Origin of the sequence: Terriglobus tenax (assembly GCF_025685395.1) — a bacterium.
Lineage (GTDB): Bacteria > Acidobacteriota > Terriglobia > Terriglobales > Acidobacteriaceae > Terriglobus > Terriglobus tenax.
In genome coordinates this window covers 1,321,564-1,334,312 of the sequence record NZ_JAGSYA010000003.1, presented here as the reverse complement: position 1 = coordinate 1,334,312, position 12,749 = coordinate 1,321,564, and the positions used below count along the sequence as shown (strand labels likewise).

Annotated in this window: 11 protein-coding genes; 3 read left to right on the top strand and 8 right to left on the bottom strand. The window is 59.2% G+C overall.

Annotation, left to right across the window (positions count from 1 at the left end):
* From OHL13_RS05475 to OHL13_RS05455, 5 genes are all read right to left on the bottom strand, one after another.
* Positions 1-117, bottom strand: a 117-nt coding sequence (locus OHL13_RS05475; protein WP_263409093.1) for a GTP-binding protein, incomplete at its 3' end; no start/stop codon positions are given.
* A gap of 51 nt (positions 118-168) precedes the next feature.
* Positions 169-2,256 carry an elongation factor G gene (gene fusA / locus OHL13_RS05470; protein WP_263409092.1) on the bottom strand — a complete coding sequence of 696 codons (2,088 nt, stop codon included), beginning with the start codon at positions 2,254-2,256 and terminating at the stop codon, positions 169-171.
* Between the two features lie 88 nt (positions 2,257-2,344).
* On the bottom strand, positions 2,345-2,815 hold the full coding sequence (rpsG, locus tag OHL13_RS05465) for a 30S ribosomal protein S7 (protein ID WP_263409091.1): 471 nt from the start codon (positions 2,813-2,815) through the stop codon (positions 2,345-2,347).
* Positions 2,816-2,908: 93 nt separating this feature from the next.
* A complete protein-coding gene (gene rpsL / locus OHL13_RS05460; protein ID WP_147648595.1) occupies positions 2,909-3,292 on the bottom strand; it encodes a 30S ribosomal protein S12 in 384 nt (127 codons plus the stop codon).
* Between the two features lie 675 nt (positions 3,293-3,967).
* A complete protein-coding gene (locus OHL13_RS05455; protein WP_263409090.1) occupies positions 3,968-4,726 on the bottom strand; it encodes a hypothetical protein in 759 nt (252 codons plus the stop codon).
* 109 nt (positions 4,727-4,835) lie between these two features.
* On the opposite strand from OHL13_RS05455, the gene OHL13_RS05450 reads away from it, so the two are divergent.
* Positions 4,836-6,857 carry a S9 family peptidase gene (locus tag OHL13_RS05450; RefSeq protein ID WP_263409089.1) on the top strand — a complete coding sequence of 674 codons (2,022 nt, stop codon included), beginning with the start codon at positions 4,836-4,838 and terminating at the stop codon, positions 6,855-6,857.
* Between the two features lie 213 nt (positions 6,858-7,070).
* On the opposite strand, the gene OHL13_RS05445 is transcribed toward OHL13_RS05450, so the two are convergent.
* On the bottom strand, positions 7,071-8,273 hold the full coding sequence (locus OHL13_RS05445) for an acyltransferase family protein (RefSeq protein WP_263409088.1): 1,203 nt from the start codon (positions 8,271-8,273) through the stop codon (positions 7,071-7,073).
* Positions 8,274-8,442: 169 nt separating this feature from the next.
* Between OHL13_RS05445 and OHL13_RS05440 the strand changes: the two genes are divergently transcribed.
* On the top strand, positions 8,443-10,680 hold the full coding sequence (locus OHL13_RS05440; protein WP_263409087.1) for a YncE family protein: 2,238 nt from the start codon (positions 8,443-8,445) through the stop codon (positions 10,678-10,680).
* A gap of 114 nt (positions 10,681-10,794) precedes the next feature.
* On the opposite strand, the gene nusB is transcribed toward OHL13_RS05440, so the two are convergent.
* Together nusB and ribH are read right to left on the bottom strand one after the other, a co-directional pair.
* Entirely contained in the window at positions 10,795-11,229 is a 435-nt protein-coding gene (gene nusB, locus OHL13_RS05435; protein WP_263409086.1) for a transcription antitermination factor NusB, read from the bottom strand.
* Positions 11,229-12,074 (bottom strand): 6,7-dimethyl-8-ribityllumazine synthase, encoded by an 846-nt coding sequence (ribH, locus tag OHL13_RS18605; protein WP_317889904.1) that lies wholly within the window; start codon positions 12,072-12,074, stop codon positions 11,229-11,231. Before ribH ends, nusB begins: the two co-directional genes overlap by 1 nt.
* A gap of 40 nt (positions 12,075-12,114) precedes the next feature.
* On the opposite strand from ribH, the gene OHL13_RS05425 reads away from it, so the two are divergent.
* Complete coding sequence (locus OHL13_RS05425; RefSeq protein WP_263409085.1) at positions 12,115-12,663, top strand: hypothetical protein; 549 nt, start codon at positions 12,115-12,117, stop codon at positions 12,661-12,663.
* Positions 12,664-12,749: the final 86 nt, after the last annotated feature.

The following is a 12,749-nucleotide window of genomic DNA, read 5'->3' as shown; positions in this document are numbered from 1 at the left end:
GTGCTTCGACAGAACCTTCGTGATCGCCGCCGTCAACGTCGTCTTGCCGTGATCGATGTGACCAATCGTTCCCACGTTTACGTGAGGCTTAGACCGGTCAAATTTTTCCTTCGCCATCTTGTTCTCCGTCTTTCTGAAAGTCTAAAAATCTAAAGTTGAACCGCGGACTTACTGCTTGCCCTGTACCTTGGCGATGATCTCTTCCGAGACCGAGCGCGGTGCTTCTTCGTAATGCGCGAACTGCATCGAGAAGTTGCCACGGCCCTGGGTCGAACCACGCAGGTTGTTCGAGTAAGCGAACATGGTCGACAGAGGAACCGTCGCCTTGATCACCTGCTGTCCGCTCTGCATCTCCATGCCTTCGATACGTCCGCGGCGGGAGTTCAGGTCGCCGATCACCGTGCCCATGTAGTCCTCGGGAACCGTGACTTCGACAGCCATCATCGGCTCCAGAAGAACCGGCTTGGCCTTACGGGCAGCTTCCTTGAAGGCCATCGAACCGGCAATCTTGAACGCCATTTCGTTCGAGTCGACGTCATGGTAGCTACCGTCAAACAGCGATACCTTGATGTCGACCATCTCGAAGCCCGCAAGCACACCGCCCTGCATCGCTTCCTGGATACCCTGATCGATCGGCTTGATGTATTCCTTCGGAATCGATCCGCCCTTGGTGTCGTTCGAGAACTCGTAGCCCTTGCCCGGCTCGTTCGGTTCGATACGGATCTTCGCGTGACCGTAGTTACCCGAACCACCCGTCTGGCGGATGTACTTGCCTTCGGCCTCCGCCTGCTGGCGGATGGTCTCGCGATAAGCAACCTGCGGCTTACCAACGTTCGCCTCGACCTTGTACTCACGCATCATGCGGTCGACAATGATTTCCAGGTGAAGCTCGCCCATGCCCGAGATGATCGTCTGCCCCGAGTCAGGATCCGTGTGCACCTTGAAGGTCGGATCTTCCTGCGCCAGCTTCGACAGGGCAACGCCCATCTTCTCCTGGTCAGCCTTGGTCTTCGGCTCAACCGCAACCGAGATAACCGGAGCCGGGAAGTCGATCGACTCAAGCACGACGGGGTGCTTGTCATTGCAGATCGTGTCGCCCGTTACCAGGTTCTTCAGGCCTACAGCGGCGCAGATATCGCCGGCCAGAATCTCCGTGATCTCTTCGCGCTTGTTGGCATGCATCTTCAGCAGACGACCGATACGTTCGGTCTTGCCGGTACGCGGGTTCAGAACCGAATCGCCAGCCTTCAGGATGCCCGAGTACACGCGGATGAAGATCAGCTGACCCACGAACGGGTCGGTCATGATCTTGAAACCAAGCGCGGACATCGGCTCGTTGTCATCTGCCTTACGGATGATTTCCTTCTCCATGTTGTCCGGATCGTGTCCGATCATGGGAGGAATGTCGAGCGGGCTCGGCAGGTAATCCACAACAGCATCCAGCAGCGTCTGCACGCCCTTGTTCTTGAAGGAGGTACCCATCAGAACCGGGAAGATGTGCATGCCGATGGTGGCCTTACGGATGGCAACCTTCAGCTCTTCAACCGTCGGCTCAATCCCTTCAAGGAACTTCTCAAGCAGGGCGTCATCGGTCTCGGCAACCGACTCGATGAGCTGGTTACGAAACGCAATCGCCTTTTCCTTGAGGTTCTCAGGAATCTCTTCAACGTCGTAATTGGAGCCCATGGCCTCGTCGTGCCACAGGATGGCGCGCATCTCGACCAGGTCAACCACACCCTTGAAGTTTGCTTCCGAGCCGATGGCAAGCTGCAGCATCACAGCCTTCGCGCCCAGGCGATCCTTGATCGTCTGCGTCGCGTGCTCGGCATCGCCGCCATTCTTGTCCATCTTGTTGATGAAGCAAATGCGCGGAACCTTGTACTTGGTAGCCTGGCGCCACACCGTCTCCGACTGGGGCTGCACACCGGCAACTGCATCAAAGCAGGCCACGGCGCCATCCAGAACGCGCAGCGAGCGCTCTACCTCGGCCGTGAAGTCCACGTGGCCGGGGGTGTCAATGATGTTGATGCGGTAGTTGTTCCACATGCAGGTTGTCGCGGCCGACGTAATCGTGATGCCGCGCTCCTGCTCCTGCTCCATCCAGTCCATGGTCGCAGTGCCTTCGTGGACTTCGCCGATACGGTGATTCACACCCGTATAGAACAGGATGCGCTCGGTCGTCGTCGTCTTACCGGCGTCAATGTGAGCCATGATCCCGATATTCCGGCATTTGTTCAGCGAGATAGTGCGTGCCACTTGATTCTTCTCTTCTGCGAGCTTCCGCCCGCGGTTACTTCAATCTGTTGCAGGGTGCAGAGGCGTTCAGCCTCTGCACCCTAAGTGCTTACCAGCGATAGTGAGCGAAGGCCTTGTTCGCCTCAGCCATGCGGTGAACATCTTCCTTCTTCTTCATCGCGGCGCCACGGCCGTTAGCCGCGTCCAGAAGTTCGGCCGTCAGCTTGTCGACCATGCCCTTCTCACCGCGCGAGCGGCTGTAGCTTACCAGCCAGCGAATCGCCAGCGAGGTACGGCGCTCGGGGTTTACTTCGATCGGCACCTGATAGTTTGCACCGCCAACACGGCGGCTCTTCACTTCCAGCAGGGGCTTCACGTTCTCAACAGCCTTCTTGAACAGCTTGATCGCCTCATCGCCGCCCTTGGCCTCGAGGTTCTTCATGCTCTCGTAGAAGATGCCCTGGGCAGTGGACTTCTTACCACCCCACATCATGCTGTTCACAAACTTCGTCACCAGGGTCGAGTTATAAACCGGATCCGGATTGACTTCACGCTTCGCAATATGGCCTTTACGCGGCATTTCTTATTTCCTTCTCTTCTTCCCCTGGAGCCGTCAACCTCTCAAGCAGCCAGGCTTGTTTGGGGGTCTTTCGACCCCACCCATCTCTCAGGACTACTTGGCGGCAGCCTTCGGACGCTTCGCGCCGTACTTCGAGCGGCTCTGCTTCCGGTTGGCAACGCCTACCGAATCCAGCGTTCCGCGCACAACGTGGTAACGAACACCCGGCAGATCCTTCACACGGCCACCGCGGATCAGCACAATCGAGTGCTCCTGCAGGTTGTGACCGATGCCCGGGATATAGGTCGTCACTTCGATCCCATTGGTCAGACGGACGCGGGCTACCTTACGCAGCGCCGAGTTCGGCTTCTTCGGGGTCTGGGTGTACACGCGGGTGCAGACTCCACGACGCTGGGGCGAACCCTGCAGCGCGGGGCTGGCCGTCTTATAGCGGGGCGCCGTGCGGCCCTTCTTCACAAGCTGATGAAACGTAGGCACTCTAAAACTCCTTGCAAATCGCTTCCAAACTACTTACCGGCAAACCCTGACACTCAATCGAGCCCCAGCGCCACCGCACTACGAAACCTTGCGCACTCGCGCAAATACGCCGAACACCACTCGTGGCGCCCGGGCGAAGTCCAGCTTCGCATCTAAATTCACCCACGGTTCAACCACAACCTAGGGGCACATCACCAACCAAGCAAATAACAGTCGACGGTGGCCGGGTCTCTTTCCGCCCTCCAGCACACTCTTCGGGATTTCATCCCGAAGCAGCTACCAGGGCAAGCCCAACTCCGTTTCGCTGTTCCGGCCTACATAGCCTTCCACATGGGATCCCCATTCTTACCGGGGGTGGAGGGTGTCGCAGGCTCCTTCGAGGGGTCGCATCCGCCAGGAACCAAACATCCGGCTCCCGCATTGCGATGACTCTATTCTATCCGGAATTTCGCACAGGTTTTCCACCAAGTACCACCAGTGATTCCCTGCACCGGGCCAATACTTACGCCCACCCTGTACCCGTCAGGCATTCCAACCGCCCTCACAAGCCCAGGTTCCGGAAATACGCGGAACCTCCAAACAATAGCAAGAAGTGGCGAAAGAGTCAATATTGATCGGGGAATTTCGCCCGGAAACACGAGAAGGGCACCCAAAGGGCGCCCTTCTTACTATCGCCTACTGATGGGAGTGGAACACCCCGTGATTGATATCCGGCCAGAACTCCTTCAGAAGGTTGCTCACGCCATCCAGCCCAATGGAGGTTACCCACCGCTGCCCCGTCTTGGTCCAGGTGCGCTCGCGGCCCGGGTAGTACAAGCCGGAGATTCCGGCCGCAGCCCCGTTGCCCACCACCTCGCCGAAATTGAAGCCGCGCCCGTCCCGATCCGTCCTGGTCACCACCAGGCGCGATAGAGAATAGCCCGTCCGCTTCACGAAGCCTCCATGGCCCAGGGTGTAATAACGCGGATCCTGCCGCGTAATCGTCGGAATCAGCGCCTCCGACATCAGGTTGCCATCGACATTGTCGGCAAACGCATGCCAGTAGTAGCGGCCATACCCGGCCGCGCCCTGGTGAAACTCGGGGTATGAATTCTGCCGCATCGACTCCCCGGCCATAATGCCCACATATACAAACGCCGAGTAGTCGAAACTATCCTGCGCCATCAGCTTGAACTTCTGCGCCGGAGTCAGCGGCGGCAGCACCTGATCCACCGACACGGAACGAAAGTTCGGCAGAATCCCCAGGATGCGTTTGGTCTGCCTCCCCTCATCCGTTTGCGGGGGAGTTGGAGCTTGCCCCTGGGCCTGCGGCTGGGGAGCATCCGGAAGCGAGGAAGATGTTGCCTCTGCCTGTGCGTTCGTTGTCAGAACTGTCATCAGCAGAAAGAGGCAGCACCCAAGGTACTTGGTAGAACGTGCCAGATCGATTTTCAAACGGGAATCCTCATCCCTATGGACGCTCGAAAAGCGCCCATGGGTTCCTTTCTTCAGCTCCATCATTCCATCGCGTCCGGGCCTATGTCTGCCGTTATGCTTAAGCCTTATGCGTACGATCGCCGCCGCCGTCCTCTTTTCTGCCGCATTGTTGCCCGCACAGCAGACCTCCCGCATCCCGGAGCTGGTCAATGATCTGGCCAAAGTCAGCATTCCGACGGCCTCTATTCTTTCCCCCGACGGCAGCTATGTCGCATGGGTAGCTCCAGGCACCTCCGGGGACGCCTTGCACCTCTCGGCCTCTGACGGCACGGGCGAGGACCGCATCCTCTCTCCCGGCGGCAACGAACTCAAGCCCGCCTGTGCCAGCAAAAGCCCCACCTGGGCGCCCGACTCGAAGACCCTCGCCTTCCTTTCCAACTGCACGCCTGACGGCAAGCGGCAGAAGCAGTGGCAGCTTTATCTCTGGTCGGCGAGCGATAACAAGTTCAAGCAGCTCACCCATCTGACCGGAGCACTTGCAAAGCCGGCGTTCTCGCCGGACGGCAAGTCGGTGGCCTTTCTCTTCGTTGAAAACGGCTCCCGCGCTGCCGGAGCCACCGGCGCCATGAAGCCTCCCGCTGGCGTCATCGGAGAAGACGGCATTGAGATCCAGCGTGTTTGGGAAGCTCTTCCAGTGAATGGGACGGTCGAACCGCTTACCGTCGCAGACCAGCATGTCTACGAGTTCTCCTGGGCGCCCGGCTCCAATGGACTGGTCTACATCGCAGCCAATCCTCCAGGAGAGAACAACTGGTGGGTAGCCAAGCTTCGGACGATTGAATTTAAACGGAATGGCGGCCCTGAGAACCAGACCAACCGCACCATCGTCGATCCGCAATCCGTGACCGGCCCGCTCCATGGCTTGCAGATCGCCGTCCCCCGCTTCTCGCCGGACGGCAAGACCATCGCATTCATCGGCGGCTTGATGTCGGACGAGGGCTCAAACGGCGGCGATATCTACCTCGTTCCCTCCACCGGAGGCGAACCCAAAATCATCACCGCCGACCGCAAGTCCACACCCTCCTGGCTGGAATGGGCGGACGACTCCCACCTGGTCGTATCCGAGCACCGCCGCGGACAGGCTCACCTGGGCGTCATCACCACCTCCGGCACCGATATCCCGCTCTATCACCTGACTTTGCCCGAGTCCATCGGCTCCGGCCAGTCGGCCATGTCGGTCTCCATCTCGCTCTCCAGCAAAAAGATAGCGCTGATTCGCCAGTCCGCCACCATGGCGCCCGAGGTCTGGGCCGGCGAAATGAAGAGTCTGAAGCAGATTTCTCACCTGAACGCCGCCATGAAGCCTCTGAGCGGCAAAGCCGAGTCCATCGAGTGGAAGAACGAGGGCTTCGACGTTCAGGGTTGGCTGACCCTGCCGGCAAACTACGATCCCTCGAAGAAGTATCCACTCATCGTCTCCGTGCACGGTGGCCCGTCCAGCGAGATCACCTCGCGCTACGGCGGCGAGCCGGCCCTGTTCTCCGCCCTCGGCTATTTTGTCTTCCAACCGAACCCGCGCGGCTCCTACGGCCAGGGAGAAAAATTTACCCAGGCCAACCGCAAGGACTTCGGCTACGGCGACCTCCGCGACATCCTCGCCGGGCTTGACTCCGTCGAAAAGAAGTTCCCCGTCGATCCGAATCGCGTCGGTCTCATGGGCTGGAGCTACGGCGGCTTCATGAGCATGTTCGCCATCACCCAGACCGACCGCTTCAAAGCGGCCGTTGCCGGTGCCGGTATCTCCAACTGGCAGAGCTACTACGGCGAAAACTCCATCGACCAGTGGATGATTCCCTTTTTCGGGGCCTCGGTCTACGACGACCCGGCGGTTTACGCCAAGTCCTCGGCCATCAACTACATCAAGAACGTGAAGACGCCGGAGCTGATCATCGTCGGCGACTCAGACGGCGAGTGCCCCATGCCCCAGTCCTTTGAAATGTGGCATGCCCTGCGTGACCTGGGTGTGACCACCCAACTGGTTGTTTACCCGGGAGAAGGTCACCACTTCGCCAATCCGCAGCATGTGACAGACCGCTTAGAGCGCACGCTCCGCTGGTTTGAAGAGAAGATGCCGGCAAAAAACAACTAGGCTGTATCGACAGATTCGAATTAGCAGGGGTCATTTGTCGCTAGAAAGCCTTGTCATCTCGACCGGAGCGCAACGCGCGGAGCGGAGAGACCTGCATTTGGAACCAAAATTTGCGAGAAATGCAGGTTCCTCCACAAAGCGGACGCCATGCGGCGTTCCGCTTTGGAGGTAATGACAAGATTTTTGGAGATCTTCTGAATTTGTCGATACGCCCTAGGTGCGGTAGGCGTGTTGATGCGCCTGCTGCTCCAGGTCATAGGTAAACCGTGACTTCAGCTTCAGCACCTTCGACTCGAACAGGTCGAAACTCAGCTTGGCGGCGATAAACGTCACCACGAAGTTCAGCGGAATCACGATCAACCCTGCCAGTGCCACCGAGTGCAGCTTGTCCATCATCAGGACGAGCAGACCGATCCATGCGTGTGCAAACAGGTAGTGGAAGACATAAAAGCCGTAGCTGTACTTGCCGATCATGCGCAGCGGGCGAATGTTGAATACACGGAAGGTCCGCGTCCCCGTGCGGATCGTCATGCCGATTAGTCCAGCAGCCGCCAGCGCAATAAACACATATCCCACCGTAAAGACCCAGGGGTTAGGCCACGGAACCGGCATCGCCAGGATGCCCATGGCAATCGCCAGCGAAGCCAGGAAGACCGGCAGGCAGCGGCGTTGCCAGGCGGCCGCACGCTCCCCACGGAATATCAGGGCAAGAATCGCGCCGATCAGCAGCGCATCTGCACGAAAAGGCAGTGCACGTACCACCCAGCGCTCCGCCAGTTCAGGCCCGGCAAGCGCGAACATCGCCACGCGGGATAAGAAGGCCAGAACCGCAATCACACTGGCAATGCGAATCAGTTTGATACGGTCACGCACCATCCACACCACCAGCGGCCAGACCAGATAAAACTGCTCTTCCACGCAGAGCGACCAGAAATGGCCGAATGAGATGTAGGCCAGCGGATGCGTCGGAGAGGCCAGGCTGTACAGATCAAAGTTCCAGTTCCCGAAGAAATTTCCCAGATAAATCAGGAAGGTCGACTGCAGCCAGAACCACTGATAGTGAAAAATCAGTGTCAGCAGGCCCATCACGGCAAAAATTCCGTAGTACACCGGAAAAATACGAACCGCCCGGCGGGCAAAAAACCGCTTGAAGTAGTGACTGTCCTCGCGTGTGTCGTACAAAATACCGGTGATCAGAAACCCCGACAGGACAAAAAACAAGTCCACTCCCACCCACAGATTTTCCCGGAACTGATTGAACAGCCTCAGGATGCCCCCGCCATGGGATCCGCCGCCATAGTGCTCCAGAAAGACCATCGTGATGGCCATGGCGCGCAAACCATCCAGTGCCGGCATACGGTTCTTGAAGGAGAGTGGGCCAAACGGTCGGGACAGCTCCTGCGAATCATTCGTCATGCGGAAAAGGGCACCTTTGAGTTTTTAAGGGTGAAATCGTTCCTAAGTATAGCCTCCGCCCTGCTTTCATTTGCCGCTGCCACTCGTCACCTTTACACTGAACTTTAGCAATTCCAAGCATAGGCAGATGGACCGTTCGGCACGGATTCCGGCCGAACGGGGAGGTTGAATGAAGCGGTTTGTTTTACTTGCTTTTTTGGTGATGTTCTTTATTCCGGTAAGCATCTCCATCACGGGGTGCTCTCGCAATAAAAGCAGCGCTGTCTACTGTAACGGCGGCGACTCCGGTCTGAAGACCGGCCAGATCACTACAGTCAACCTTGAACCTCGCCTGACCGGCGTCTCGCTTTCCAACGGTCAGATGGGCAGCGTTGGCACCGCCAGCGCCACGGACTGCAAAGGAAACAGCGTAAGCGTAAGCTCCTTTACGTATGCCAGTTCAGACACGACCCATGAGTTGGTTGACATCAACCCAACCACGGGCCGCCTCTGCGCCGGCAGCTGGAACCGGAACATGGCCGGCGGCATTGCCGATTACACCTACTGCAACAGCACCGGCAAATCCGGCGTTGCAACCATTACGGCAAGCGCGGGCGGAGCCACCAGCAATACCGTGCCCGTCTACGTCCATCCCATCATCGGCAGCGTTGCCCTCAACAGTGGGCTGCAAAGCAGTTGCGTCTCTCAAGGGAAAGCCATCACGCTCTCGGCCTCCGCGTACGACTCCTCGGGCAACCTGATTGATCCGAGCATCGTCGGCCACTTTACCTTTACGCCGCAGACCGGCAGCATCGTCACCATCGACGAAAATGGCGTCGCCACCGCGGCCCAGCCGGGCTCCACGCTGATCACCGCGACCATTGCGAACGCCACTTCGACCGCCGGCTATTTCTCAACCTGCCCGCCGACCAGCATCGCTCTCAACGTCCCCGGAAGCTCGTCGAGCAATGTCAGCGTCAATCCTAATACGACGCAGACCATCACCTCCACGGTGCTGGACAAGAACGGCACCACGCTCACGAACCTGACGCTGACCTTCGTCTCAACGACGCCCCGCACCATTCCGGCTGCCAGTGGTTCGGTTACTCCCACGTATCCGGGTGCAGCGGCTATCACAGCCTTCTGCATGCCGCCCACCTGCAACACCTCGCCTCCGAACCTGGTGGGCCTCTTCGGCAACGGCAAGCCCGTGGTTTCAAACAACATCAATGTCACGACGAGCGGTCTCAGCAGCAACTACCTGTACCTGGGAAGCACGGCATCGCAGTACCTGACGCAGATTGATATGACCACCGGCAATATCGGCGGCACCCTGCGTTTGACCTACCTGCCGAACTCGATGCAGCTCTCCACGGATGGCGCAGCGCTGTACATCGGAACCAGCACCGCGATCATTACGGTCAATGCGACGTCAAACTCCATCACTTCGGAGAACACGTCCATCACTGGCCGCGTCATTTCGGTCTCGCCGGACTCCGGCACGGTCGTCATTACGGATCCGCTCCGTAAACTGATCTATCTGTACACCTCGGCCGGAACGGTCAGCTCGACCTATGGCGGCGTTGCCACACGCGCAGCCTGGTCCACGGACAGTTCAACGGTCTACATCGTCACCGATGACAACCAGCTCATCACGCACTCCACGCAGGCTGGCTGGCAGGCTCTCAGCACCGCGGGCCTGTCGACCATCAATGACGTCGCCGTCACCGTGCCGGCAATTGGCGCCTTCTTCGGAGGCTCCACCTCGACTGTCGCTCACACCTACTGCCCTAAGACGACCATCTCCGGTTCCACGGTCTCGTCCATCGAGTACTTCCCCGTCGCAGGCGGCACCGCCGGTACCGTAGCAGCACCACTGGATCGCCTGGCGGCTACCAACGATGGCGCTCATATCCTTGGCGCACGCATGATCGGCGGCATACCGCAGATTACTGACCTCAATGTCAAACTGCCGACCGGCGATTGCCCCACCGCCAGCGCGGCTGTACCCAACTTCGTCCTGAACAGCCAGAACAGCTATGCCACCACGGCCACCGGAACCGCTATCACCAGCATCGTTCCGGCGACAAACTCCTCGGTTGCCTTCGTCACCTATTCCCTGGGCGCGACGGCCTCCCCGGTGGTTCCGGCTTACTTCCCGTCGACCTCCACGGTCTCCAATATTGCCCTGACTACCACCTCCGGCAAGTCCGCACCTACGGCTCCGGTTGCGGGTGTCTTCAGCGCAGACGATGCAACCTTTTTCGTCAGCACGGCGGGCGACAACCAGGTCCACCTGCTCACCAAGGGCACCAACACGACGGCATACACAGACACGCGGCAGCTTGATCCCAAGCTCCCGGCCTTCAGCGGTACCGGCTACGCCGTGCCCGACCTGATCGCCTCCAAGCCGCGCACGTTCCAATAGGCCGCAACAAAACACCAAAAGCAAAACGCTCGGAATATTCCGGGCGTTTTGCTTTTTCCTATCCTCAATCTCCGCCTGTCATTCTGAGCCTGGCGAAGGACCTGCGCTTCGGTCCTACGCCAGCCGCTTCTCCAGAATGTCCTTCGAGATCGCGTCCAGCACACCATTCAGGAAGTTGATGCTCTCGGGAGCCGAGTACTTGCGGCCAATCTCCAGGGCCTCGTTGATCACGATCGGCGCTGGAGTGGCCTTGTAGGCCAGCAACTCGCCCGTCGCCATGCGCAGCAGATTGCGGTCCACCACGGCCATACGCTCAATCTTCCAGCGGTCCGAGTGGTTCTCAATCAGTTTGTCGATCTCTTCCTGACGCTCGCTCGCTACGCGGAACAGGTCCTCGGCAAAGCCGCGTGCTTCCTCGTCTACTTCCTTTTCCTCGCGCGAATCCCAGAAAACCTTCCGTACCTGCTCCGGAGTCTGCTTGCCCAGATCGCTCTGGTAAAGCATCTGCATCGCCATTTCACGGCCTTTACGGCGCGTTCCTGCTGCCATTAGGCACCCACCTTTTTCTGGATTGAAGCCATCTCAATGGCCGCAATCGCTGCTTCAAATCCCTTGTTGCCGGCCTTTACGCCGGCGCGGTCCAGCGCCTGCTCCAGCGTCTCGCAGGTCAGCACGCCAAACGCATGCGGAACCCCGGTTTCCTGCTGGCTCTGGCCAATGCCGCGAGCTACTTCGTTGTAAATCGCCTCGTAGTGCGCCGTCTCACCCCGCAGCAACAGGCCCAGCGTGATAATGCCGTCGTACTTCTTCTGCTCTGCCAGGGTGCGCGCCGCCGAAGGAATCTCCCAGCAGCCCGGTACGCGGATGATCAGGATGTCTTCGCGCTTCACGCCACTGCGCAGCAACGCATCCAGCGAGCCCTGCAGCAGGCGGTCCGTAATCACCGCATTCCAGCGAGCCACCACAATGGCAAACTTCATCCCGGTGGCTACCAGGTCGCCCTCAATAGCAGCCGGCTTGCCCTTCACCGGGTCGTCCCACTCCCAGAAGCCGAGCACCATGCCCGCAACCGGCTCCACCGTAAACAGGCGGGCCTTCCACGGCTGCAGCTCAATCTCCGCCGGAGCAGGCGCACCATGCGACGCGGCCCAGCTCTTCACCACCTCGTACACGCCGTCCAGCTCGGTGACCTCTACCAGTATCGGCGGAGCCTTGGGATCGCGCCCCGTCACCAGCTCCAGGTTGCCCAGCGGCGCCAGAAACGGCGCACCCTTGCCGCCATCCAGCTCCCAGCCCTTGCCGTGCTCAAATCCCAGAGCCTCGAACAGGCTCATCAACCGCTCAAAGTCTTCCGCGGAGGCAACACTCCGCACCAACGTTAAACCCTTGATCATAACGATCTATTGTACCGTTCTTGCTATCCTAGACACTGTGTTGAAGCCCATCTCTATCGCTCTTCTCTCCGCCGCCATCACGCTTCCCCTGCTCACCGGCTGCCGCAGCTCTGCTTCCGCCAGCAGTGTTGGAACGGCCAGCACCATCAGCCGCCAGCAAATGGAAGAGATTCGCGTTGAGCTGGATCGCGAGATTCCGCCTCCCACAAAGAATAAGTACCTGGGCGTGCAGGATCTCTCCAACTGGGAGAACCCATCCATCACCGTGCAGGAGAGCATGCTCTCAGTGCACGTCCTGATGGCCGATGCCAACCCCAGCGAGTACGCCAAGGGCACCATGATCCGCCCCGTCGCCGCTCGCAAGCAGGAGTTGACCATCCGCGTCGCCGACCTTCCCGCCGCCCTCAATGCCATTCCGCGCAGCGCCTGGCCATACGGCCGCGTTATCGCCATCGAGGAAGCCCACGACGCTCCCGCTTCTGTCCGCCCCACCGTGCGCCGCAACATGGAAAAAGCCATGCAGACCCTCAACGACCTCGGCATCGTCATCAACGAATGGAACACCCCGGGAAGCTCCTCCATTCGATAAATCCAAACCGCGACAGCTTGCCTTTCTTGTCGTTTCTCATCCTGAGCGGATCTGCTTCACTGGCAGATCCGGGCTTCAGCCCTGAC

Excerpts from the sequence above, each read along its gene's own strand:
- rpsG (WP_263409091.1), bottom strand. The coding sequence starts at position 2,815 with ATGCCGCGTAAAGGCCATATTGCGAAGCGTGAAGTCAATCCGGATCCG.
- OHL13_RS05450 (WP_263409089.1), top strand. The coding sequence starts at position 4,836 with ATGCGTACGATCGCCGCCGCCGTCCTCTTTTCTGCCGCATTGTTGCCC.
- OHL13_RS05445 (WP_263409088.1), bottom strand. The coding sequence starts at position 8,273 with ATGACGAATGATTCGCAGGAGCTGTCCCGACCGTTTGGCCCACTCTCC.
- OHL13_RS05440 (WP_263409087.1), top strand. The coding sequence starts at position 8,443 with ATGAAGCGGTTTGTTTTACTTGCTTTTTTGGTGATGTTCTTTATTCCG.
- nusB (WP_263409086.1), bottom strand. The coding sequence starts at position 11,229 with ATGGCAGCAGGAACGCGCCGTAAAGGCCGTGAAATGGCGATGCAGATG.
- ribH (WP_317889904.1), bottom strand. The coding sequence starts at position 12,074 with ATGATCAAGGGTTTAACGTTGGTGCGGAGTGTTGCCTCCGCGGAAGAC.